At 36.5% G+C, this 25,434-nt stretch carries 21 protein-coding genes and 4 pseudogenes; 5 read left to right on the forward strand and 20 right to left on the reverse strand.

Annotated elements, in window-relative coordinates:
- Positions 1–195 precede the first annotated feature (195 nt).
- From AAHI02_RS04650 to AAHI02_RS04660, 3 genes are read left to right on the forward strand one after another with little or no spacing between them, the layout of a single operon-like run.
- On the forward strand, positions 196–1,110 hold the full coding sequence (locus AAHI02_RS04650; protein ID WP_346985654.1) for a helix-turn-helix transcriptional regulator: 915 nt from the start codon (positions 196–198) through the stop codon (positions 1,108–1,110).
- A 52-nt stretch (positions 1,111–1,162) separates the two neighbouring features.
- Positions 1,163–1,399 carry a hypothetical protein gene (locus AAHI02_RS04655; protein ID WP_346985655.1) on the forward strand — a complete coding sequence of 79 codons (237 nt, stop codon included), beginning with the start codon at positions 1,163–1,165 and terminating at the stop codon, positions 1,397–1,399.
- On the forward strand, positions 1,390–1,707 hold the full coding sequence (locus AAHI02_RS04660; RefSeq protein WP_346985656.1) for a type II toxin-antitoxin system RelE/ParE family toxin: 318 nt from the start codon (positions 1,390–1,392) through the stop codon (positions 1,705–1,707). Before AAHI02_RS04655 ends, AAHI02_RS04660 begins: the two co-directional genes overlap by 10 nt.
- 43 nt (positions 1,708–1,750) lie before the next feature.
- Here the strand turns inward: AAHI02_RS04660 and gldG are convergent, their stop codons facing one another.
- From gldG to AAHI02_RS04750, 18 genes and pseudogenes are all read right to left on the reverse strand, one after another.
- Complete coding sequence (gene gldG, locus AAHI02_RS04665; RefSeq protein ID WP_346985657.1) at positions 1,751–3,421, reverse strand: gliding motility-associated ABC transporter substrate-binding protein GldG; 1,671 nt, start codon at positions 3,419–3,421, stop codon at positions 1,751–1,753.
- Positions 3,418–4,260: an ABC transporter permease gene (locus AAHI02_RS04670; RefSeq protein ID WP_346986591.1), complete on the reverse strand. Its 843-nt coding sequence runs from the start codon at positions 4,258–4,260 to the stop codon at positions 3,418–3,420. Before AAHI02_RS04670 ends, gldG begins: the two co-directional genes overlap by 4 nt.
- Positions 4,240–4,782, reverse strand: a pseudogene (locus AAHI02_RS04675) (CopD family protein); the annotation flags it as partial. The gene AAHI02_RS04670 and the pseudogene AAHI02_RS04675, both read right to left, overlap by 21 nt.
- 116 nt (positions 4,783–4,898) lie before the next feature.
- Positions 4,899–5,333, reverse strand: coding sequence for a hypothetical protein (locus tag AAHI02_RS04680; protein ID WP_346985658.1), 435 nt, complete (start codon positions 5,331–5,333; stop codon positions 4,899–4,901).
- Between the two features lie 70 nt (positions 5,334–5,403).
- Positions 5,404–6,601, reverse strand: a pseudogene (gene kbl, locus AAHI02_RS04685) (glycine C-acetyltransferase).
- Positions 6,602–6,706: 105 nt separating this feature from the next.
- A complete protein-coding gene (locus tag AAHI02_RS04690) occupies positions 6,707–7,084 on the reverse strand; it encodes a T9SS type A sorting domain-containing protein (protein ID WP_346985659.1) in 378 nt (125 codons plus the stop codon).
- A complete protein-coding gene (locus AAHI02_RS04695) occupies positions 7,041–7,613 on the reverse strand; it encodes a hypothetical protein (protein WP_346985660.1) in 573 nt (190 codons plus the stop codon). The genes AAHI02_RS04690 and AAHI02_RS04695 overlap by 44 nt, the downstream gene beginning before the upstream one ends.
- Positions 7,614–7,759: 146 nt before the next feature.
- Complete coding sequence (locus tag AAHI02_RS04700) at positions 7,760–9,682, reverse strand: M1 family aminopeptidase (protein ID WP_346985661.1); 1,923 nt, start codon at positions 9,680–9,682, stop codon at positions 7,760–7,762.
- 85 nt (positions 9,683–9,767) lie between these two features.
- The gene (gene dacB, locus AAHI02_RS04705; RefSeq protein WP_346985662.1) at positions 9,768–10,439 is read right to left on the reverse strand and encodes a D-alanyl-D-alanine carboxypeptidase/D-alanyl-D-alanine-endopeptidase; all 672 of its coding nucleotides are present in this window, start codon (positions 10,437–10,439) and stop codon (positions 9,768–9,770) included.
- A gap of 22 nt (positions 10,440–10,461) precedes the next feature.
- Entirely contained in the window at positions 10,462–11,241 is a 780-nt protein-coding gene (locus AAHI02_RS04710) for a D-alanyl-D-alanine carboxypeptidase (protein ID WP_346985663.1), read from the reverse strand.
- A 159-nt stretch (positions 11,242–11,400) separates the two neighbouring features.
- Positions 11,401–13,849: pseudogene (gene priA, locus AAHI02_RS04715) on the reverse strand (primosomal protein N').
- Positions 13,850–14,108: 259 nt separating this feature from the next.
- Positions 14,109–15,017 carry an AEC family transporter gene (locus tag AAHI02_RS04720; protein ID WP_346985664.1) on the reverse strand — a complete coding sequence of 303 codons (909 nt, stop codon included), beginning with the start codon at positions 15,015–15,017 and terminating at the stop codon, positions 14,109–14,111.
- A 22-nt stretch (positions 15,018–15,039) separates the two neighbouring features.
- Positions 15,040–15,324 carry a glycoside hydrolase family 2 protein gene (locus AAHI02_RS04725; protein ID WP_346985665.1) on the reverse strand — a complete coding sequence of 95 codons (285 nt, stop codon included), beginning with the start codon at positions 15,322–15,324 and terminating at the stop codon, positions 15,040–15,042.
- The gene (locus AAHI02_RS04730) at positions 15,302–17,530 is read right to left on the reverse strand and encodes a sugar-binding domain-containing protein (RefSeq protein WP_346985666.1); all 2,229 of its coding nucleotides are present in this window, start codon (positions 17,528–17,530) and stop codon (positions 15,302–15,304) included. The genes AAHI02_RS04725 and AAHI02_RS04730 overlap by 23 nt, the downstream gene beginning before the upstream one ends.
- Entirely contained in the window at positions 17,530–17,907 is a 378-nt protein-coding gene (locus tag AAHI02_RS04735; protein ID WP_346985667.1) for a GxxExxY protein, read from the reverse strand. Before AAHI02_RS04735 ends, AAHI02_RS04730 begins: the two co-directional genes overlap by 1 nt.
- Positions 17,908–18,094: 187 nt before the next feature.
- Positions 18,095–18,757 (reverse strand): copper homeostasis protein CutC, encoded by a 663-nt coding sequence (locus tag AAHI02_RS04740; RefSeq protein ID WP_346985668.1) that lies wholly within the window; start codon positions 18,755–18,757, stop codon positions 18,095–18,097.
- Between the two features lie 87 nt (positions 18,758–18,844).
- Positions 18,845–19,840, reverse strand: a complete 996-nt coding sequence (locus tag AAHI02_RS04745) for a N(4)-(beta-N-acetylglucosaminyl)-L-asparaginase (protein WP_346985669.1) — start codon at positions 19,838–19,840, stop codon at positions 18,845–18,847.
- 28 nt (positions 19,841–19,868) lie between these two features.
- Complete coding sequence (locus AAHI02_RS04750; RefSeq protein ID WP_346985670.1) at positions 19,869–22,124, reverse strand: family 20 glycosylhydrolase; 2,256 nt, start codon at positions 22,122–22,124, stop codon at positions 19,869–19,871.
- Between the two features lie 358 nt (positions 22,125–22,482).
- On the opposite strand from AAHI02_RS04750, the gene AAHI02_RS04755 reads away from it, so the two are divergent.
- Entirely contained in the window at positions 22,483–23,163 is a 681-nt protein-coding gene (locus AAHI02_RS04755; protein WP_346985671.1) for an outer membrane beta-barrel protein, read from the forward strand.
- Between the two features lie 103 nt (positions 23,164–23,266).
- On the opposite strand, the pseudogene AAHI02_RS04760 reads toward AAHI02_RS04755, so the two are convergent.
- Both AAHI02_RS04760 and AAHI02_RS04765 read right to left on the reverse strand, forming a co-directional pair.
- Positions 23,267–23,921 (reverse strand): annotated as a pseudogene (locus tag AAHI02_RS04760) (CoA transferase subunit B).
- A 133-nt stretch (positions 23,922–24,054) separates the two neighbouring features.
- On the reverse strand, positions 24,055–24,759 hold the full coding sequence (locus AAHI02_RS04765) for a CoA transferase subunit A (protein ID WP_346985672.1): 705 nt from the start codon (positions 24,757–24,759) through the stop codon (positions 24,055–24,057).
- 171 nt (positions 24,760–24,930) lie between these two features.
- Here AAHI02_RS04765 and AAHI02_RS04770 point away from each other — a divergent pair, with 171 nt between their 5' ends.
- Positions 24,931–25,308: a hypothetical protein gene (locus tag AAHI02_RS04770; protein ID WP_346985673.1), complete on the forward strand. Its 378-nt coding sequence runs from the start codon at positions 24,931–24,933 to the stop codon at positions 25,306–25,308.
- Positions 25,309–25,434: the final 126 nt, after the last annotated feature.

The raw sequence follows: 25,434 nt of genomic DNA on the forward strand, positions 1-25,434 counted from the left end.
AGATTTTGAAAAATCATATCGAGAAGTTTGTGAGTTTGAGGATAAATTTCATTCTCGATACATTTTTTCTTCACCTTGTTACGAAAAAACACTCGAATTGACGAATTCAATACCAAAATTTAGCAAAATGCACAAAGAGGTAAATATATAAATTCCTGATGCTCAACCATTGAAAATAATTAATAATTTAGCGTTATGAAACAGACCTTTAGATTTAATTCAATTTCAGAATTTCATGCGTTCTGTAACCTTCCCAACCCGGAACATCCGCTAATCAGCCTTATTGATTACAGCAAGGTAAAATATCCTGTGAATGATACGGAGATCAAGTGGATCCAGAATTTCTATTCGGTCGGACTGAAACGGAATGTCAGTGCTAAATTCAATTATGGCCAGCAGGAATATGATTTTGATTCCGGGGTTTTGTGCTTTGTCTCGCCACTTCAGTTTCTGAGTCTTGAAATGAAACCTGATGTGGAAGTGGAACCGACGGGATATCTGCTGCTCATCCACCCGGATTTCCTTTGGGGAACTTCGCTTATCAAGAAAATAAAGTCGTATGAATTTTTCAGTTACCAGATCAATGAAGCGCTTTTTCTTTCGGATAAGGAAGAAAAAATTATTGTTGATCTTTTTAAAAACATTGAAAAAGAATACCAGAACAATATTGATAAATTCACTCAGGAATTGATTGTTGCCCAGCTTGAACTGTTCCTGATCTATGCCGAGCGATTTTATGAACGTCAGTTCTTCACCCGTAAAAAATCCAGCCACGAATTGCTGGAGAAGTTCGAAGATGTTCTTTCACAACATTTCAACAACGGAAACCTGCTGGAAAAAGGAATTCCTTCTGTGAAATCCATCGCCGAGCAACTGAATATTTCACCCAATTATCTGGGAAGCTTACTTCGCATTCATACGCAGCAAAATACACAGCAGCACATCCAGAATAAGCTGATCGATCACGCTAAAGAACGTCTGAGCACGACCAATCTTTCAGTAAGTGAAATTGCTTATGAGCTTGGTTTTGAGCATCCGCAGTCTTTCAGTAAGTTGTTTAAGCAGAAGGTGAAGCAGTCGCCGGGGGAGTTTAGGAGGGCGTTTAATTGAAATGTGTAAGCTTTAAAAATTAATTTGTACTTTTGATTTAAATATATCAGTTATGGATATTCAAACAAGAAAATTAAACTTAATCACATATTTGGCTCAGCTTCAGGATGAGAGTTTCTTTGAGAAAATCGAAGAATATATTTTATCAAAATTAGAAAAGGAGGATCATACCAGACCTTTTTCAATTGAAGAGCTAAATAAACGAATTGATCAATCATTAGAAGATTCAAAAAACGACAGAATTATTGAGTCTAATGATCTACTTTCAGAAATAAAACAATGGCAGTAAAAATATTCTGGACAAATTTTGGAAAGAAACAACTAAGAAATATTTTTGATTATTATAAACTAAAAGCCAGCCTGAAAGTTGCAAACAAGCTTGTTGTTGGAATTGTAAATAAAGCCAATACCCTTGATTTTCAAAAAGAAATAGGACAAAAAGAAGAATTGCTCTTATCCAGAAAAGAAAACTTCAGATATTTGGTTTATAAAAATTATAAAATCATTTATTGGTTTAATCAAGAAAAAAACCGAATTGAAATTACTGATGTTTTTGACGCAAGACAAAATCCTATTAAAATAGAAGAAAGACAATAATAATAAACAAAAAAGAGAAGTTTTGGGCTTCTCTTTTTTTATTTTATCCAAACTTCTTCTTCCTCAACCAGAAGAATAATCCTCCTAAAAGTCCGATAATGGCTAATGGCAGCAGCAAATTGAACCATTGCCAGTTGCTTTTCTCTTCGGTTATTCTTTGCCGGTCAAGAAGCCTTTCTTCGATGTTTCGGTTTCTCAGCTCCATAAGATTGCTGTCATCGAGAAGATAGTCTAATGCATTTCTCAGGAACTGTTCGTTTCCAAACTGTTCGTTGGTCAGGAGATCTACCCCTAAAGGCAGTGCTTCTCCTTTCAACACTTTGTTTCTTCCTACGTCTCCGTCGGCAATGACGATCATTTTATTTTCAGGACTTGAAGTTTTAAAATTCGGGTACGATTTTCTTTCAATCCTTGAAGCATAGGCAGAATTAAATTTCCCTTCCAAAGCCACGGCATAAATTTTCGGAGTGCTTGGTTTTTCCATTTGCCCAAGGCTGTCGACACTGGAAATTTCTTTTAAATCGACATAGTTGGGAACCTGCTTTAATAAAGTTCTTTCACTCGATTCAAAAAGAACATTGGTTTTAATATTTTTTCTTCCGCCCAACGTATCGATGGAAGTCGGGAATTCAAATTTTACAGGATTGATATTTTTGGTAATCGGATTGTTGTTTTCAGCAATTCCTAATGGGAAATAAGGCCACGGAAGGCTGGTGTACTGAGGATTCCCGCTTACTTCTCCGGTAACTAATCTCAACAAAGCAAATTTCTTCACATCCTTCACCAAAGCCGGATTGATTCTGATTCCGTAATTGAAGAAAAAGTCTGTCATATTGATATCTACAGGGAAAGGCATTACTTTCTGCGACCTCATCAGCGTATCCATTTCTGCGTTTACGGCATCGATCATCCACAATGTTTTCCCGCCGTTCATGATGTATTGGTCAAGAATAACTTTTTCACCGTCAGTAAAAGCTTTTCTTGGTTTTGCAATTACCAAAGCGCTCATCTGCTTCAGCATCGGGACGTCAGCCAGGCTAAGTTCAGTCTGATTTTTAGGAATAATAGGGCCAGCATCATAACTTTCGGTTGCCAATTGCATGAACCCCTGAAATTCTCTTGGATTCAGCTCATCCTGATTCACCAGGATTCCGATTTTCTTTCTTTTGCTCGCCGCAATATTTTTAATGTTTGAAACAAGATTATATTCTAAGTTTTCAATTGATTTCGTTAATTGCTGGTCAGCATCAATTCCCGCCTGCTGTACCACCAAAGGAATGGAAACTCCTCTTTTATCGTATTTCACCACTGCATATGGGAAAAGCATGATCTGCGAAACCTTACCGTCTTTGATATCCGGAAGCATGGAAGGCTGCATTCCCATCGCCATCAATGTATCTTTAGACATTTTGGTTTTGATAGGGTCGATAAATTTAAAATCGATTTGCGGATTAATTTTTCTGAATTCTTCCAGCATGAATTTCGTTTCGCTCTGAAGCTGCTTAAAACTTGCCGGAAAATCACCTTCCAGATAAACGTCTACGGTTAAAGGTTTATGAACAGATTTCAGAACTTTTATTGTATTTTCAGAAAGGGTGTATCTTTTTTCTTTGGTTAAATCCAATCTGATTCCTGAAATTGCAAGAATAATGACCAATGGCAATATCACAAAAAGTAAAATTCCTAATGGAGACTTAAACTGTATCTTCTTCATAATTCTACTTCTTTTTTATTTATAAAATGATTGGATAAAACTAATGTAATACCGATAATTAAAGCAAAATAGGCAACATCCTTAAAATCAATAAGACCTCTTGTAAAACCTAAAAAATGCTGGTAAAAACCGATATTCTGCAAAATAAAATCGGCACCTCCCAACAGTTTATAGCTTGCTAATTGTTCAATTCCGAAATACATGATGAAACACATGAAAACACCCAGCAGATAAGCCATAATCTGATTCTGTGAAAGCGAGGATGCTAAAATTCCCACCCCTGAAAATGCTGCAATTAAAATAATTAACCCAATATAACTTCCGAAGGTCATTCCTAAATCAATATTTCCTTCAGGAACACCCAAAACATAGACGGTGTACAGGTAAATCAACGATGGAATTAAACATAAAATTCCAACAATCCACACGGAAAGAAATTTCCCGAATACCAGATCCGAAACTTTCAAAGGTTGGGAAAATAGCCAATTCAACGTTCCCGTCTGCTGTTCTTCCGCAAAAGTCTTCATGGAAAGTGCCGGAATGATAAACATCAATAACCACGGTACCAAAACGAAATAACTCTGTAAAGAAGCCATCCCGATTTCAAAGATATTAGAATCGTTGTCGAAAAAAAACAGAAACAGCGTCGCGATCAGACTGAAAGCCGCGATAATCACCCACGCACTCCAGTTTCCGAAATAACTCCAAAGTTCTTTTTTTAAAATTGCAATCATAGTTTTTTTAATTTGCAGTAAGCAATATGCTATAAGCAGAGGCAAAAGCTTATCGCTTATTGCCTGTAGCCTAAAGCCTTTATTTTTTCTTTTTTTATTAACCAGTTTTACGGTCATCATAATTAAAAATACCAGAACGAAAAATCCTGAGATTAATTGCCACCAGTATTCAATAACCTGAGATTTGAGAATCACGGTAAATACCACCAGGAATAAAATAAAAGTAGCGATTTCATTAGCCTGTCTTAATTTGATATTGGCTGTTTCGAGGGTATTCCCGTTTAATTCTTTTAGCTTTAAAACTTTCTTCCAACACCAGTAATGATAGATCGCTAAACCTACAAGGAACGTCAGTTTTAAATGAAACCAGGGTGTTTTCATCAATCCTGTATTCAAAAAAATCATGATTAATCCGCACACCGTCATGATCACGCCGGCGGGAACGGTAATAATATTCCAAAGCCTTCGTGCCATGAAAGTATATTGCTCCCTTAAGATTTTCTTTTTATCTTCTGCAAATTCGTCGGTGTCTTTATAGTACACAAAAATTCTTACGAGATAAAAAATTCCTGCAAAATAACTTACCATAAAGATAATGTGCAGTGCTTTTATTATAGTGTAAAGCATTTGAAAAAAATAATGGCAAATATAATGTTAATGACAAAAATATTTGATAGAAAACAGAATAAATATTGCTTTTATTCTGTTATGTTCATTATTTTATACTAAGAAGTTTGAGCATATTATTTTTCGAATGAGATACTATCCACCTTTTTACCATCTGCATATTTTTTTATGTAACGAAGATTTCCTTTTTCATCATAATATTTCCAGTCACCGAAGTAATACCAATGGCGTTCATTTTCAGAAATATCTATTTTAGACTGACCTCTTTCCATCAGTTTTCCGTTTGGAAAATATCTTTTGGTTTTGGTAATTCCTTTTCTGATAACATCTTTTTGATATTTATGGCCATTTAAAGTCATCTTCCACACGCCCACTTTTTCTCCCATTCTATATTTTCCGATAGCGTTTAGTGTCCCCTCATCTGAAGAATATTCTTCTTTCCATTTGCCGTCTCGTTTGCTTACTTTCTTTTCATCTTTAACATACTGATTCATCTTTGTTTTACAGGAAACAAACACCAAAAGGATCAGTAAAAAGGATAATTTTTGCATAAAAAAACAGAATTTCTGTAAATATAAGAAATTCTGTTTTTAATTCTACAAACGTAGAGCTGTTTTTATTTTAAGAAATCACCGCTAATTCTTTTCCTACTTTTTCAAAAGCAGTAATCGCTTTATCCAGATGTTCTCTCGTATGAGCTGCAGAAAGCTGAACTCTGATTCTCGCTTTTCCTTTCGGCACAACCGGATAGAAGAACCCGATTACGTAAATTCCTTCATCCATCAGTTTTTCTGCCATTTTCTGAGCTAAAGGAGCATCATACAACATTACCGGAACGATCGCCGCATCACCATCAGGAATATCAAAACCTCTGGCTTTCATCTCCGTTCTGAAATATTCTGCATTTTCCATGACTTTATCACGAAGAGAAGTATCTTCAGAAATCATATCCAAAACTTTCAACGCTGCACCAACAATTCCGGGAGCCAGTGAGTTTGAGAATAAATAAGGTCTGGAACGCTGTCTCAACATGTCGATGATCTCTTTTTTTCCCGGAAGTAAATCCTCCCAAAGCACCACCTAAAGCTTTACCTAATGTAGAAGTAATAATATCTACTCTGCCCATTACATCGTTTGCTTCATGCGTTCCACGGCCTGTTTTTCCTATGAAACCTGTTGCATGAGAATCGTCAACCATTACCAATGCATCATATTTATCTGCCAGATCACAAACGCCTTTCAGGTCTGCAACAATTCCATCCATTGAGAAAACTCCGTCTGTAACGATAATTTTAAAACGATGATTTTTTTCAGAAGCAGCAATTAACTGCGCTTCAAGATCTTCCATATTGTTATTTTTATAACGGTATCTCGCCGCCTTACAAAGACGTACCCCATCGATAATGGAAGCATGGTTCAATTCATCGGAAATAATTGCATCTTCTTCTGTAAATAATGGTTCAAAAACACCACCGTTGGCATCAAAACAAGCAGCATACAAAATAGTATCTTCAAGACCCAAAAAGTCAGCGATTTTCTGCTCCAGTTGCTTGTGAATATCCTGAGTTCCGCAGATGAAACGAACCGACGACATCCCATACCCATGGGATTCTATCATATCCTGAGAAGCTTTCATCACTTCCTGATTATTAGATAATCCCAGATAATTATTAGCACAAAAATTTAGCAGTTTTTTTCCATTCGCTTCTATTTCCGCACTTTGCTGAGAAGTAATGATTCTTTCTCTTTTATAAAGCCCTTCTTTTTCAATGTTTTGCAGTTCGTTCTGTAGATTTTCAAGATATTTTTCAGAGATCATTTCTTATAATTTTTAAGATTCGCTAATTTAATAAAAAAAGCCGTTTCACAAGGATGAAACAGCTTTCTTATTTATATAATCTTAAGCGGGAAAGATCTGAAGATCTTATTTCTTAATGATTTTTTTAGTAAATTCAGATTTGTCGGTTTTTACTTTAATGAGGTAATTTCCTGTACTCAGTTCAGATACATTAACTGTTTTACCAGCATTTGAAATGGTTTTTACCAAACTTCCTTTTGCATCAAAAACGGAAACGGAAACAATTTTGGCATCAGTTTCAATATTCAATATATCGGTTACCGGATTTGGGGAAATAGTGATATTTTCTTTTTTGGAGACTTCACTCGTAGCGAGCGAGCTGACATTAGCTACAAGAACATTATCAACCTTAAATCCTGTTCCGAAATCATCATAGACAAAGTCAATTGTATGTGCATTTTTATAAGTACCCAACGCTCCGCTGTAAACCTGAGTTCCATTCACCCAATACTGTAATATATTGGTAGATTTTTTTAATTCCTATTTTAATATTATACCATTGATTAGGATTTAATACAGGACCATCAACAAATGCAGTTGCAGTTCTGTAGGCCATTGTACCGGTTTCATAATCGATGCGTAATGCGGCGGTATAATAATAATCTACATTATCATTATAAACAGCAATTTCATAATCTGAACCATCCAGACCGTCAAATCTGTAGTCAAAGGAAATTTCAACATCATTACTTGCCGTAACCAGGCTGGAAATATTTTTTTCAATACCGCAAGAGCTTAAAACGTCGCCTTCACTTAACATCGTAAATGAGTTTACTCCATCCGTTGCATTGGAAGCAGCCACTGTAGGATTAGTAATAGGAATACCTCCCCAAGCTGTCCAACCCTGTTGACCGCCAAGATTTCCGACAGTATAACCTTCCGACGCTTCAAATGAAATTTTTGAAGTTTGTGCACTGACCGACAGTACACTCAATGACATAAATGTCCCTAGAGAAAATAGAACTTTTTTCATAATAATGTAATTAGTAATGAACAAGTTATGAAAAAAATAATTTAAAACTCCAGACAAATATCATTTTTTTTGATTAATTTAAAACAATAATAAAAAAACCTTCAGAAATTCTAAAGGTTTTTGAAATTACATTAGATTTTAAAGATTTATTTCTTTAAAAACTTCACATTCTTATCATTAATTTTGAAAATGTAAGTCCCCGGAACCAATTCTGAAATACTGATTGATTTTTCCGGCTGGTAAGTTCCTTTTTTTACAAACTTTCCATCTATAAAATAAATTGTGAAATCTGTTGCCTTATTAACTCCTTTAAGATATATTTCACTTTTGGCAGGATTCGGATATAATGCAAATTCGTCCTTATTGACATCGCCCGTTCCCAAACTGCTATCCTGAGTAACGGTAGAACTTTTCTCAACAATCTGATAATCATAATTAAATTCCACACTTGCCACCGGAAAATTTACGGTTTGGGTGAAATACTGATTATTCGAAGTATTATTTAATGCAAAATAAGCAACCTGTCCTGCGGTTCCGTTTACTTTTATCGGCAAAGGCAATTCAAAAAAGCTTACCGTTGGACTGCTTTGAATTTGAGAAGCCTTAAACGTCAATGTATTTCCGGTTTGTTTCCAGCGGATGTCGTAGGTAGGATACCCTTGTCCGTAGATCCAGTCATTAAAAAACTCTGTAAAATCCTGACCTGTGGAGGTTAATAAAGAAGCATTAAAATCCTGCGTTCTCACATAATTATATGCCAGCGCGGGTCTTGCATGATATTCTTTAATAGCCTGATAAAAAGCTGTATCTCCCAAAATCCATTTTAGCATTCTTAATACATACGCACCTTTGGCATAAGATAATCTCCCACTAAATATCATTCCGACACTTCCTAAATTAGCATCTGCCACATACACACTTCCGCCCGGTGAACTTGTAATGTAATCTTTTTGGCCTAAAAGATAATTTCTAAACTCATTATTCGTCATCAAAAGCTTTTCATTGGCTAAATGCTCCCCGAATGTTGCAAAACCTTCATTGAGCCAGATGTCATTCCAGGCACCACAGGTTACTTTATCACCAAACCACTGATGGGCAAGTTCGTGAGCAATAAGCCCTCTGCCCCATGATCCCAAAGAAGACATTGTCTGATGCTCCATTCCGCCGCCGGCCTGAAACTCCATGTGTCCGTATTTTTCATTCCGGAAAGGATAAGGCCCGAAATAGGTTTCAAAAGTATCCATCACCGTTTTGGTCCAGTTTATATTACTCATATTGGTGGTATTAGATGCTGTTGAAGGAAAAACATAGTTTATAAAAGGAAAAGGTGGATTTCCCATAGTATCGTTCAGTTTAACGAAATTGGTCACTGAAAGAGCAATGAGATACGCAGCTGTAGGATATTCTGTTCTCCAGAATGTTCGTTTTTGCCCGTTTCCAAGAACTGTTTCAGACATTAATTTTCCGTTGGCAGCAACATTGTACTGAGAAGGTGTAGTAACTTTTATATCAAATCTTTCAATTTTATCATTTAAGCTCTGCTTGGTCGGAAACCAGTCCTGAGCACCATAGGGTTCGCTCAGCGTTGATAAAACAGCTGTTCCGCTTTGAGTTCCGTTAAAAAATGCATTATTTGCTGCAGTCGGCTGCCCTGAATAATTGATGGTAAGAGAGTCCAAAACATTGGCCACAATTGAAGAAGCAAAATCAATTCTTACCTCTTTGGTACTCAGTTGTTGAAAATTGAGACTATTCCCGTGATAAATGACCTGCGAAACCGTCATCTCATCATCCAGATCAAAATAAATACCATCCATATTCTGGTTCGGCTTAAAATGAGAGGTCACAGAGCCGGAAATATTATAAACAGCAGGATCTATAGAAACATCCATTCTCTGATATTGCAGATCATAATTAAGCGTATTTGGGTTGGTATTCCCCACTACCATTTTATTGGCAAAAGACTTCATTTCCTTGGCAATCAAGCCTTTCTTTTCAACATTATCGTTTTGAGCGTAAGAATGCTGAAATGCAAGTACACCCAAAAGCAAAAAATAAAATTTTCTCATATGTAACAAAAATTGTGTCAAAGATATAAAAAAACCTTTCAATCATTGATCAAAAGGTTTATATCTTAATTAAATTTTAATAATTCTATAAATCTAAAGCAGGTTCAAGAATTTTCTCCATTCTCTTCTTAACCATATCTACCGATCCTGCGTAATTGTTGACCATCAAAGAGAAAACTAAAGTTTTCCCAGTGTTGGTTTTCATGTATCCTGCCAAAGTTTTTACTTTATTTAAAGTTCCTGTTTTTGCAAAAACCTGTCCGTTTCCAAGGCCGTTAAACATTCTTTTCAATGTTCCTGACTGACCTCCAACCGGCAAAGAATTCAGATATGTTTTATAAAATTTTTCATCCATTAAGGATGTTAAAAACTTTGCCTGAGCAATCGGCGTTACGTTATTACTTCTTGAAAGTCCGCTACCGTCGATATAATTTAAACCGATCATATCAAAACCCTCATTTTTAAGGTGTTCCGTTACAACTTTTCTTCCTGACTCAGTTGTCTGATCTCCTAAACTCTGAAATCCTACTGTTTTTAAAAGCGCTTCAGCCAGACCATTATCACTGTGCTGATTGGTATAATAAATGATATCGCTTAAAGTAGGAGATTTATAGGTCGAAATCAGCTTTCTGCCTTCAGGATTGGCATCTGTCATTTTCGGAGTTACTTTTCCGGTAACCGGAATTCCTGTTTTCACCAATGTTGTTCTGAAGGTATTGGCAAGATAAGCCGGAGCGTCGGGTAACTTTGTGGTCAAAATTGGATCCCCTTCGTACTTATCAGCATATACCATCTGATGGTTGTAAGGAGAAACGTAGAAGAACTTTTTTTTCTGTAGAGAAATTGCTTGTTTTTTTAACGATCAGCTTTTCATTTGCCGGATTGATCTCGCGGGTAGTACCGACAGGCAGATAATAATTATTGTTCTCCAGCCAAACAACATTTTCCGGAAGCCTTGAAATATTGCCTTTGAAAAGCGCTGTCTGGATGATAATATCACCATTTACCTTTTTGATTCCTTCACGGGAAAGTCCTTCTTTAAAATCTGAAACAATATCTTTATATGTCCATGCGCCTCCTTTATTGGTCCCTAAAGACGGATCACCACTTCCAATGATATAAAGATTTCCGTTCAGAACTCCATTCTCATCAACACTTCCTGAGTATTCTAACTGCGTATTCCAACGGTAATTTTCACCCAACATGCTCATTGCGGTTTCGGTGGTGAGTAATTTTGTCGTGGAAGCAGGAACTAAAGGAGTATTTTCATTATACGAAGAGATTACTTTCTTCGTTTTCGGGTCGTACACTACGAATCCCCAGGTTGCATTTTTCAGCACCGGATCGGTCATCATTGTGTTTACATTAATATCTACAAGCTCTTTGGGCGACAGAACTGCTTTTTCCACCATCGATGTTATCGGGGAGGGTAAGTTTAAACCACTGTTCGAATTGTCATAAGCCGGAGAATACAGAACTGTAGAAACGGTAGACTGGGCAAGAAAAAATCCTGAGGCCAAAACCGCAACACTTGAAATATACTTTCTGAAATTTACCATCTATTTTTCATTTTGCTACAGTTTGGATAAATTAAAAATCAATGGGTTAAATTGAAAATTAAACTCCCAAACATATAATCAACGATCAAATGTAGAAAATATTGCTAAAAGTTGGTGTTAAGGCTTCTTATAAAACCCTATAAAATTTGTTAAAATTTGTTAAAAATCCACAAAAACATCTTTTTTAATGCTTTGGTATGCAGTAATTTCGTCAAATTCTCTCAGACTTGCTAACACCAGTTTTTTGTATTCATCATATTTTTTTCCTCTTGGAAGCTTAAGCATAATCTGAAACTGATAGAGATTGTTTAACCGGCTAATCGGAGATTTTTCAGGACCCAAAACACAATCTTCGGGAAGATATTTTCTCAGAATAGATCCCAGAAACTGCGAAGCCCTGCTTGTTTTATCTTCTTTTCTGTGCTTAAGCTCGATCATGATAAGCTTTGTAAATGGCGGATAATGAAATTTCTGACGTTCCGTTAAAATGTATTTATAAATTTTTGCTGGATTATTTATTTTAATCAATTGAAAAACAGAATGATCCGGATTATAAGTCTGAATAATAATTTTCCCTTTTCCCGACACTCTTCCCGCTCTTCCGGAAACCTGTGTAATCAGCTGATATGCACGTTCTTCCGCCCTGAAATCCTGAACATACAGCAAAGAATCTGCTTTCGGGATAGCAACAAGCTCGATATGGTTAAAATCCAGTCCTTTGGAAATCATCTGAGTTCCTACAACAATATCGGTTTCACGATCTTCTATTTTTTTCATATAATCTTTCGTAGGCAAATTTCTTTCTCATCGAATCAACATCCATCCGATCAACTTCATGATCAGGAAATAATTTTGAAACCTCTTCATGGATCTGCTCTACGCCTACGCCCCGTTCATTCAAATTTTCAGAATAACATTTCGGGCAGGTTTTCGGTTTGGAAGCTCTCTGGCCGCAGTAATGGCATTTCATCTCATTGGCAGCCTTGTGATACGTCATCACGACATCACAATTGGAACAGTAATTCACATATCCGCAGGTTTCACACTCTACGACATTGGCATAACCACGGCGGTTGTGAAGGACAATTACCTGATTTTTCTCTCCTAAAACTTTCTTAATTTCATCAATTACCTGTAAAGAAAAATTCCCTGAAACTTTTTTGGAATCCTGAGCTTCCTTAAAATTGATTAGTTCGTATTCCGGAAGATTGACATTCCCGAAACGTTCTTCAAGAAAAACATAGGCCATTTTATCTTTCCTTGCATTGTAATAACTTTCGACAGAAGGCGTCGCAGAACCTAAAATGACGTTAGCCCCATAAAAACTCCCAAGAACAAGTGCTGCATCTTTCGCATTAAAATAAGGTGAAACTTCACGCGGCCTGTACGCCGAGTCATGTTCCTCATCAACCACGATCAGCCCCAGATTCTGAAACGGTAAAAATAAAGCATTTCTGGTTCCGACAAGGATGCTGATATCATTTTGCCTGATTCTCCTCCACACTTCAACCCTTTCAAAATCAGTTAATTTCTGATGATAAAAACCAAGCTTTCGTCCGTATTTCTTTTCTAATCGTTGGGTGATTTGTTTGGTCAGAGAAATTTCCGGAAGTAAAAACAGTACGTTTCTTCCTTCGTTAATGCACTCTTCTATTTTCTCTAAATAAATATGAGTTTTTCCAGAAGAAGTCACTCCATGCAGCAGCACATTTTTTCCTTCATTAAAGGCTTCATCAATCTCTTCTTTTGCCGCTTTCTGTGCTTCGGAAAGTTCCTCAATCTCTTCAATTTCCCCTTCGTAGCTTTGAAGGCGGTCTTTCTGAACATAATATTCTTCGATAAGATTTTTATCCAACAAAGCTTTAAAATGAGAACTTCCAAAATAACCATCTTCAAAAAGTTCTGATTTTTTAATGAGAATATCCGGATGCTCGGTCTGCTTTTCGAGAATATGTAAGAAAAGATCTTTCTGCTTTTTGGCTTTGCTTAATTGTAAAAGTATTTCAGTTAAATGCTGATTTTTTAAAACCTCATCATTAATTTTAACGTAAGCTACTTCTTTCGCTTTATATTTTTCCGCGATTTTTTCATCGATCTCAATGTACTGAAGATCAATCAGCGAATTGATGGTTTTTATAATATCTTTTTTCGGAATGAAAGCTTCAATATCCGTTAAATTGATGAGCTGGCGTACTTCCAAAGCCTGGATAAGGTACATTTCATTGACATCCAGAATTTCAAAATCAACCGCAATATTGGGTTTCAGCTTTAAATAAGTTTCACTTTCCAGCTTTAAGGAAGACGGAAAAGCAAAACGGTAAATTTCTCCAAGTCCGCACAAATAATAGTCTGAAAGCCAGTTCCAGAATCTGATCTGCCCTTCCGGAACAATGGGTTTTTCATCAAGAATACTGATGACTTCTTTTGCTACAAAATTTTCGGGAGCCAGATCGTGAAGCTCAAAAACGATTCCCGTATAAATTTTCTTTCCTCCAAAGGGCACCAGGACGCGCATTCCAACTTCGATCTGAGGAATCAGGTCTTCAGGAACTTTATAGGTGAAAGATCCTTTTAAATTTAATGGTAAAACAATTTGGGCGTAATTCAAGGGAAATATTTAAACTGTAAAATTAATTTTTTCTTTTGTGAACTGCAATTTTTTTATCAGGTCATTACGATGAATGAAAGTGATTAAGCAATTTTTTTTAACGCAGAGAAACGCAAAGTTTTTGTTATTTTTACTGGATATTTTTCGTTCGCAAAGGCGTTTCACTCAGCGAAGACATGAAAATTTACCTCTTGGATTCATTCCAACATAGCTTCCTAAAAATATAAATAATGAGTAGTTGGTAATGAGTAATATTGATTTAGAAAAAATATTCAATAATTTCATACCATATTGCAGAAGTCAAAAGTCCAATGATAATACTGAAACCTATCGTGAGATTGGTGAGTTTTGTATTTAACCTGAACTGCTCAGCGATAATGCTGGAGGTAAGAACGGTAGGCATGGCTGCTTCAAAAATGGTGATTCTGGCGATATCTCCTTTTATGCCTATCAGAAGTGCAAACCCAAGAGTAATGGCAGGCGCCAGAATGAGTTTGTATAGCATTGAAACCGACATTTGAGGAATCAGCTTTTTCCATCCGTTGAATTTCAATTGTAATCCGACCGAAAACAAAGCCAGCGGACTGACAGTCGCAGCAAGTTTATCAAAAACAGGTTCTGCCCAGCTGAAATCGATTAACTGAGACAATACTAATGCGGAAATACAACCTATGAGCGGAGGAAAAGTGATCAGCCTTTTCAGGATAAATTTCGCACTCACTTTTCCGGATGTGCTTCCTCCTTTTACAGCCGCAATAATTCCCAGTGTAGACAATGCAAAAAACATGGTCTGATCACAGATCACGGCAATGCTTAATAAATGCTCCCCATAAAAAGCAGAAACAAGTGGAAAACCGATAAATGAAGTATTGCTGTAGCTGCTTATCAGCTCCATCGTACTTCTCGAACGTCTGGAATAGCCTTTTACTCTGCTGTAAAACATGATAAACAAAAAACCTAAAACCGATATCATAAAAGTCGCTACGATGGGAAAAAGCATTTCGACCGTCCAATGTATATAGGGAAGATATTTGAAAGATACTGCAGGAAGAGCCAGGTAGAGAATCCATGTATTAATTCCTTTATGGGCATCCGGATGGATAGATTTTGTTGCTTTTAGAACCATTCCTGCTACAATACAAATCGCAATCAGAACAAAATTTATCATAATTTGAAATTATGATGCAAATTTACGGATTCATTGTATCCCAAAGGCTCATTACCTCAATTTTTTCCAGTGATTTTGACAGTTTAATTCTCTTTGAAGTTACGGGAAGTAAATCGAAAAAATTGTCACTAAAATGGACATCACCGATCAAATAAACATCTTTCGCCAATACATCCGTAGAAACTTCAATTTCTGTAGCAGAGATTTTCCTGATCTGAATATTTGGTTTTGGAAGCTTTAAATCTTTTGGTTTTGAAAAGAAATAATTGCTTTCCGTAATAATGTTATCTATTTCGTCTTTTAACATTAGATGTAAAAAAAAGTTCATTCCTGTCTGCATCTCCTATGATTTCTTCCAGCGAAAAAGAATCAAAGTTTAATATTCCATTGGATTCCAAGGTTTTGATTTCTGCCGTTCCTCCTGAACCTTTTTTCTCACCATTAAGTTTTAGAATATCAAAATCTAACGATACATTCTCGAATGTTTTCAGCTCGTCATTAATGACATAAAAATTTAAAACCTCATCTTTCTCTTCCGGCAAAATTATCTGATTTTCAAAGCTTCTTTTCACCTGATAATGCAATGCTTTCCAGTTTCCCAGGTAATCAATAGACGACCATGAAACCACTGGCCAGCAATCGTTCAGCTGCCAGTACAAAGTTCCCATATTGTAAGGTTTTGTGCGCCGGTGAGCTTCAATCGCAATCTGCATTCCGCGTGCCTGAAGCAGTTGGGAAACGTAATTGTATTTCACAAAATCTGTCGGAATTTTATAATCCCGTTTCATATAATTGTCGATGATTTCCCAGCCTCTGGCGTGTTTTTCGTGGGATTTGATGGTTCCGTTCTGTATATTCAAATCAGGCTTACCTGAAAACATTGACTTTGTAGTTTCTAAAGTAGGCATTCCCTGAAAACCATATTCAGAAGCGAAGCGCGGAACTTTTTCATTATATATTTCAAAAGGCTGCTCGCCCCACCAGACGCCCCAGTAATGGGAATCTCCCTCGGTTAAACTTTCTGTGTGTCCCCAGCCGATGGACGGTGAGCTGGGCCAGTAAATATCTTTACCTTTTGCAGCATATTTTTTAATCGCATTTGGAATGACTTCATGAAAAATTTTCTTATAATCTTTCCAAACCTGCAACGAGTCTTCTTTTGAATACTTAAATTGTTTCTGATATCCCCAGTTGACAATCGCTTCATCGACTTCATTATTTCCGCACCATAAAGCTAACGATGGATGATTCTGCAGTCTTTCAACCTGATCTTTCACTTCCAGTTCAACGTTTTTCTGAAAGTCTTCATCAGCCGGATAGAAGCTTCCTGCAAACATAAAATCCTGCCAGATCAAAATTCCATTTTCATCGCAGGCTTTGTAGAATTCATCATCTTCATAAATTCCGCCGCCCCAAACGCGAATCATATTCATATTGGCATCTTTACAATCTTTGATGAGTTTCTTATATTTTTCTTTTGTCATTCTCGGTGAAAAGCTATCTCCGGGAATCCAGTTCGTTCCTTTGGCATACATCGGTTTTCCATTCACTTTAAAGTAAAAAGGCTTTCCTTTGGCATCTTTTTCCTGAATCAATTCAACCGTTCTCAATCCGATTCGTTCAGATTTTTCATCAATGATTTTAGAATCTTTCTGTAAAGAAATTTTAACATCATACAAATTCTGCTCTCCCCATCCATTTGGCTGCCAGAGTTTTGGATTATTGATCTGGCAAGAAATAGATAATGTATTTAATCCCTTTTTTAAAGTAAATTTCTGAGATTTACCGTTAACTGAAATACTGTATTTTCCTTCTTCATCAACAAAAATTTCTGCATAAATATTTAAATCCGCTCTTGTTGACGTTAATTTTTTTTGTTCTATTTTAATATTATCAAGTTTCGCCTGATTCCAACATTCCAGTTTTACATCTTTCCAGATCCCTGCGGTCACCAACCTCGATCCCCAGTCCCAACCAAACTGATATTGTGCTTTTCTTACAAAACTTCTTGGTGATTCAGGTACGGTAAAAGATACTTTTTGGGCCAGTTCTTTTCCGACATTCACAGAAGATTTGAATTTAATTTGCAGAAAATTTTCACCTGCTTTTACATATTGCTTCACCGGAATTGTCCATTTACGGAACATATTATCTGTCTTTTTCAACAGTTTTCCATTTAAATAAACTTCAGAAAATGTATCTAAGCCGAGGAAAACAAGATTAATATTCTGGTTCTGTAGTTCTTTTGAAGAAATTGTAAATTTCGTCTGATATTCCCAGTCTTCATTTTCTACCCACTGCACTTTTTTCTCATTTTCGTCTTTATACGGATCGGGAATCACGCTGTTCTTCATTAAATCCAAATGAACAGTTCCCGGCACCGTTGCGGACATCCATTTTGTTTCTTTTGCATTTTTAAATTGCCATTTTCCAGACGATAAATTTCGCTTAGAAAACTGTGCATTACTGAAAAACTGAATAAATAAAAAGGAGAAAAGTAGAATTTTGTTCATTATAGTTTATTTACAATCCTGTGAATTCCATTTCTAATAAGTAAAGTGTTAAAATTTATCAGGAGTCCAAGTTTTAAGTTTGTTAATTTTAAATAAGTTAATAATTGAGCTTGAAATATCGGATGTATTTCTGCAACCGATTTTATTTCAACGATTACTTTGTTTTCTATCACCAAGTCTATTTTATAAGCATTTTCAATCATTACTTCTTTGTATTTCACCGGCAATGTAACTTGTTGTTTTACAACAAAACCTAATTGTTTTAATTCATAAGCCAAAGCAATTTCATAAGTATTTTCCAATAAACCAGCTCCCAAATTCCGGTGTACTTCTAATGCTGCTCCAATAATTTTGTAGGATAATTCGTTTTCTGTCATGTGTGTTTTTTTATTTAACGCAAAGAATTATTTTATCTGTGCATAAGTAAGGTAGCAAAGAATTGATCAGCTAGCTGATCTGATGAAGCGAACGTCTATCCATATCCTTAATCAGAAGTTTTGCCGCCTGCCTTGCTCGCTTAAAATACGCGGCCTTATGAATAAAACTTTGCGTTTAATTAATTTACTAAGTATTTTTCAAAGCTAAGACCTCTTCTGCATTAGCAAAAGCACCGCCGTCCGTGATGGCAGATGAATGGAAATATTCTGCTTTCGTAAATTCCCGGATTTCTTCAATGTTTGTCGACCGAAGCCCGCCACCGACCAGAATTTCGATTCTTCCATCTGATAGTTCCACCAATTTTTTCAGGTTTTCTTTTCCTTCCGAAACATTTGATTTCTGGCCGGAAGTAAGGATTGTTTTAAATCCACATTCGATTACTTTTTCTAATGAATCTTCCAAATTTCTAGCTCTGTCGAATGCACGGTGAAATGTACATGGATAAGGCTTTGCCAACTCAACCAATTCTTTATTCTGCTCAATATTAACCTCTTCATTTTCATTTAAAATTCCAAAAACAAAACCATCAACATGTAAAGATTTTAATTGAATCAGATCTGATTTCATTTTCTCAAATTCTGCCTCTAAATACGTAAAATCTCCTCCTCGTGGACGGATCATTACAAACATCGGAATATTGATTTTTTCGCGAAGTTGTTTTACCGTTTCAAAGTCCGGTGTGGTTCCGCCTTCGCTTAATTCGTCGCACAATTCGATGCGGTCGGCCCCGTTTTCAAAGGCTATTCTAGCTGATTCCGGGTTGAAGCAGGCTATTTCTATTTTGGACATTTTAGGTTTAGGTTTAGGTTTAGGTTTAGGTTTAGGTTTAGGTTTAGGTTTAGGTTTAACAAAATTAATTTCTAATTTTTAATAAAATTATTTCAAAGCAAATTCAGGTTTTTCCAAACGGTTACCTTTCTGGTCGTAAACGGCAAAATTGAATCCGTCCTGAATACAATACGAGCCATATTCCCCTCTTTTATTAATCGCAATAAAACCAACCTGGATATCTTTCAGATTTTTGTTTCTTCTTTTGGTAATCTGTACAATTCTTTCTACCGCTTCTTTACAGGCCTGTTGCGGGTTTCTGCCCTGTCTCATTAATTCTACGACCAAATGGGTTCCAACAGTTCTGATCACCTCTTCACCATGACCTGTAGCCGTTGCTGCTCCGACTTCATTATCCACGAACAATCCCGCTCCGATGATTGGCGAATCTCCTACCCTTCCGTGCATTTTAAAGGCCATTCCACTGGTGGTACATGCGCCGGAAAGATTTCCCTGAGCATCCATTGCGATCATTCCGATAGTATCGTGATTTTCAATATTGACAATCGGCTGATATTTACTGTCTTTAAGCCAATCTTTCCATTCTTTTTCTGATTCCGGAGTCAGAAGATTTTCTTTTTTAAAACCCTGGGAAACCGCAAACTGCAAAGCTCCATCCCCAACCAGCATTACATGCGGTGTTTTTTCCATCACGGCTCTGGCTACAGAAATCGGATTTTTAATATTTTCCAGGCAGGCTACTGAACCAATGTTGTAATTTTCATCCATGATGCAGGCATCCAGCGTTACTCTTCCGTCTCTATCCGGACGGCCTCCGTACCCAACACTTCTTTCATTAGGATCATCTTCTACAAGCCGTACACCTTTTTCCACTGCATCTAAAGCTCTGCCGCCTTTTCCTAAAATGGTCCAGGCTTCTTCATTGGCTTTCAATCCGAAATTCCAGGTAGAAAGAACAATAGGCTTATTGATTATTTTGTTGTCGTTTTCAGGCGTATTTTTTCCAAACAGATCGAGAGGATTCAGCAATAATGCGGACGATGCGATGGCTGTATTTTTTATAAATTTTCTACGTGAGTTCATATGTTTTTAAGGTTGAGATTGAGATTATTTAGTTTGCTCCGATTTCATCGACAAAAAGCCAGGCTTTTGAATCGGCACCGGGATTTCCGGCCGGAATAATTCCTGCATTTTCGATTTTTATTTTTACATATTTTGAATTCTGATTTCCTACATTTAACCTGATTTTTCCCTTGGCAGAAAGGATTTCACCTTTTCCGATTTCTTTTATCATCTTAAAATCAGTTCCGTTATCTGAAACAAAAACCTGAGCGGATTTTGCAAAATGAATCCAGCTTCCTTTATTATCCAACGTATTAAAATAAACCTCTGAAAAAGAAATTTTCTGTCCAAAATCAATCGTAGCCACAACGTCTTTTCCCTGAAAGCCCAGCCAGGTTTTCCCTAGTTGTCTTGGGTTTCCGATAATCCCATCAATTAAAGTAAAAGCTCCTCCGAAAGAATAATTTTCGCTTGGCTGCTCTTCAAGTATTATCTTTTTTCCAGTGGTTTTTGATATCGTAAAAGTCTGTAATGAAATGGCACTTTTCAGTTCTCCATTTTCAAAATAAGCAGATTTTATCGTTAATGATTTTGAAACAGGAACAGGATTTTGATAAGACGGAGAATTTACCGTAGGATCAGTTCCGTCCAACGTATAACGGATTCCATTTAGATCTTGAGAAGTGGAAAGCTCATAAGCAACACCATCATTATGAGAAATCACCTTTCCTGAGATATTATAAATACTCTTTGCATAATTCACGCCCATTTTATCCAACGTTTTGAATTCGTTGATGACCCTGCCTTCAAATTCTTTATAATTTTTAGGATCCGAGGTTCCCCATCCTACTTCCGAAAGTGCAAATAATCTGGGGAAAATCATATACTGAACCTGTTTAAAATCAAGAATATATTCTGTCCAGAGATTAGCCTGAACGCCTAAAATATATTTTGCCTCATCTGCATTCAATTCTTCAGGAACCGGATTGTAAGAATACACTTTATCCAAAGGCGTAAAACCTCCGAAAGCATTGGGTTCCGTAGCAGGATCTCCCTGATAATGATCGAAATAACAGTAAGACCCGGGGGTCATTACGGCAAAATGGCCTGATTTTGCAGCTTCAACCCCGCCTTTAATTCCCGTCCAGCTCATGACCGCTGCATTTGGTGCCAAACCACCTTCCAGAATTTCGTCCCAGCCGATGATTTTTCTTCCTTTTGAATTGACATATTTTTCAATCCTGTGAATAAAATAGCTTTGTAAACCATGTTCATCCTTGAGATTATTTTTCTTTATTAATTCCTGACAGTGAAGACATTCTTTCCATCTTGTTTTGGGACATTCGTCGCCTCCGATGTGAATATATTTTGAAGGAAAAAGTGCTATGACTTCATCTAAAACATTTTCTAAAAACTGAAAAGTTTCGTCCTTCGGACAAAAAACATCATCAAAAACGCCCCATTTCGTAGCTGGCTCGAATGGTCCTTTTGTACAAGCAAGCTGAGGATAAGCAGAAAGCGCAGCCAATGCATGGCCCGGCATTTCGATTTCCGGAACAATGATTACATGCCTTTCCGTAGCATATTTCACAACATCTTTAATCTGTTCCTGAGTATAAAAATAAGGTCCGTAAGATTTTCCGTCGAAGGTATTGTCAACATACGCTCCGATCATGGATTCTTTACGTTTTGAACCAATTTGCGTTAATTTCGGGTACTTTTTGATTTCAATTCTCCAACCCTGATCGTCTGTCAAATGCCAGTGAAACGTATTCAATTTGTACATCGCCAGATAATCGATATATTGTTTAACCTCATCTACTGTGAAAAAATGACGGCAAACATCGAGGTGCATTCCACGCCAGGCGAATTTTGGTTCGTCTTCAATATTCATGGCGGGAATTTTTCCGGTGATTTTATACTGTTCTATCAGCTGGATTAAAGTTTGCAAAGCCAGAAAGTAGCCCCGATCGCTGTTTGATCTTATTTCAATTCTTTTGGATGAAATATCAATTGAATATTTTTCCTTCTTTTGCTGATCGGCACCTGGCTGTGAAAGAAGCAGAGTATTAACGATATGGGTGTCTTTTTTTCCGTAACTAAATTTAAATGTTTTTCCAATCCTCTTTTTAAAGTATTCGGTTTCATTTTTTGGAAGCTTTTCATCAAGCTTAAAATTTTGAGGAATAATAAATTCTCCTTTCAGAAATTCAACCTTTTGTGGATAAGGAATAAGGTTTAATCTGGTCTGAGAGCAAAAGAATGCCGAAAAGAATATAGAAAATATCAGTAAAAACCGCTGCATTTTATGAGTTTAATATTAGGGCTAATATACTAATTTCTGAAAAGTTAAAGGTGATTTAATCTCTTAAGTCTAGAAATAGAAAATTTTGTAAAAACATTAATCTGCATTTAGAAATCCGGATATAGAAATCTTTGGTTCACGACACAAGCAACCCAATAAAAATAATTCAAAATACAATCGTATAATATTAATATTTAATAAAAAACACACTTAATCTACTGTAAATTTAAAAACAAAATTTTTATTTTTTAGCAGAAATGATAAATATCAAAAGTGATAAATGTCATTGAAAAACCATCATAAAAAATGTTAAACCAAAGTAAATTTGATCTCGTTAAACAAACAAAATCTAGGAACTATGAGAAAATTATTATTAACCAGTTTTGTGGTAATAATGGGATTATGCAACGCTCAAACAAAACAGGAAGGTTTAAAAGGGACCTGGTTTGCTACAGCTCAAATCGGTTATCAAAGTACAAATGACGGCTCAGAAAACGGTAAATCGTCCAGCACAACAATTTTGCCTCTTGCCGGGTATTTTATAGGTCCGTCTACTGCTGTAGGAGTTGCTGTAGGGAATATTGGAGTAAAATCGACCAATCAGTTTGCCGACAATGTTACTTTAAAAACCAATCTGCTAGTAGTGGAGCCTCTCGCAAGAAAATACTGGAACATCCATGGGGGGTTATTTTTCTTCGGACAACTTGCGGTTCCCATCATTTCAGGGAAAACAAAAGTAACAGCAAATGGACAATCCGTACCGGACAGCGATATCAAAGTAAACCAGATCGGACTGGCTTTATCAGGAGGTTTAGATTATGTGCTGACAAAACATTTTACGGTAGAATTCTCTTATAATCTGGCCAATCTCTCTTATACAACGATTAAAAATTATCCGGGAACAACAAAAGATATTAAAACAACAGATTTTTCATTAGCCCACGTAGCTACGGTAACGCCGGATTACAACAAGGCAGTACTCGGACCCAACGGAAATGCAATTTCTACATTATCTTTCGGGTTTAAATTTCTATTCTAAAAACACATTGAATATCACATCTTCATGATTGAACTTTAAGAATATAATACTTTTTCTAAAAAAAGCTGTTTCAATTTTTCTTTGAAACAGCTTTTGTTTTTATTTAAAACTGCATTTCAGGAATTTCTCCTTCAATAATCAGATCAGCTTCTGTTGATTTTATAATATGTTCTACGGAAACTCCCGGAGCTCTTTCAACCAGTTTGAATCCGGAAGGAGTGACATCCAATACCGCCAGTTCCGTTACCACTCTTTTTACGCAGTTGACCCCCGTTAAAGGAAGCGTACACTTTTTAAGAATTTTACTTTCTCCGGCTTTGTTAACGTGCATCATGGCAACGATAATATTTTCCGCAGAAGCTACGAGATCCATCGCGCCGCCCATTCCTTTCACCATTTTTCCGGGTATTTTCCAGTTGGCAATATCTCCGTTTTCGGAAACTTCCATGGCTCCGAGAATGGTAAGATCTACTTTTTTTACTTCTGATCATCCCGAAACTGAATGCAGAATCGAAGAACGAGCCACCATCTAATATAGTAATCGTCTGTTTTCCGGCATTGATAATATCCGCGTCTTCTTCACCTTCGTAGGGAAATGGCCCCATTCCCAACACTCCGTTTTCACTCTGGAATTCTACGTTGAGATTTTCCGGGACGTAATTGGCAACTAAAGTCGGGATTCCGATTCCAAGGTTTACATAATATCCGTCTTTCACTTCTTTTGAAATACGTTTTGCTATATCTTCTTTACTTAACATGGTAATAATTTGAAAATTTGTTTAATGAGTCAATCTGGAATTGACCTGTTTTTTTTAACCCAAAATACGTAAGATGTAAATAGTAAATTGCTTTACATTTAAAAGGCAAATTTTTCAGCAATTATCATCTTTATTAATGATCTCTCTTTCTTACGGTACGCTGTTCTATTCTTTTTTCAAATTTTTCACCCTGGAAAATTCTCTGGATCATAATTCCCGGAATATGTATCTGGTTAGGATCCAGCTCACCCGGTTCAACCAATTCTTCCACTTCTGCAATGGTGATTTTCCCTGCACCGGCCATTGGATGATTAAAATTCCTTGCCGATCCTTTAAAGATAAGGTTACCTGCATGATCCCCTTTCCAGGCTTTTACAATGGAAAAATCTGCTTTGAATGCATGCTCCAGAATATGAGGTTTCCCGTCAAAATCTTTTACTTCCTTTCCTTCTGCCACTTCAGTTCCGAAACCTGCCGGTGTATAGAAAGCAGGAATTCCCGCCTGTGCTGCTCTGCATTTTTCCGCTAAAGTTCCCTGTGGAGTAAGCTCAACTTCAAGTTCGCCGGAAAGCATCTGTCTTTCAAACTCTGCATTTTCTCCAACGTAAGAAGAAATCATTTTTTTGATCTGTCGTTTTTTCAACAGCAATCCCAATCCGAAATCGTCTACTCCGGCATTATTTGATATGCATGTAAGATCTTTTACATCACTTTCTACCAAGGCATTAATTGAATTTTCAGGAATACCGCAAAGCCCAAACCCACCCAGCATCAATGTCATTCCGTCTGTAATGCCATCAATGGCTTCCTTTGCATTTTTTACTCTTTTATCTATCATGAAATATTAGATTTTTCTGTTGGCCTAAATTTAATACTTTTTCTCATATCAGAAAGAAACAGCCAAGGATTTAGCATACTGCATTAATACGTCTTATCAGACAATGATTTATCATGGTCTGAATTTTGGTTAAGATATGCTACACCTTTTTATCATATTAAATTTATTATTATGGAAGCTAAAAACATTTCAAGAATTGCCTTAGGTGCATTTCTTATAACAGCAGGAATAGGACATCTCACTTTTGCGAGGAAAGAGTTTCAGGCCCAGGTCCCTGAATGGGTTCCTCTGGACAAAGATGATACGGTTGTTTATTCAGGAATTGCTGAAATAGCATTAGGAACAGCAGTCATTGCAACACCCAAGAAATACCGCAAAACAATGGGGAAAATTATAGCCGGATTCTTTGCTGCCGTTCTTCCCGGAAATATCGCACAATATAAAAACAGAAGAGATTCTTTCGGACTGAATACGGATAATCAGCGATTTGCAAGGCTTTTCATGCAGGCTCCGCTTATTGCGTGGGCATTGAAATCTACGGATGAATAATATAAAGAGGCTGTCCAAAAAGTTTGGTCAGCCTCAATTTTTGCTGGTTTTATTCGTACCTCTATACAGGAGGAGTATATAAATATCAGAATTTCAGAAGGTGTTACCTACTTTTAGGACACTCCC

Source organism: Chryseobacterium sp. POE27 (assembly GCF_039727685.1).
Lineage (GTDB): Bacteria > Bacteroidota > Bacteroidia > Flavobacteriales > Weeksellaceae > Chryseobacterium.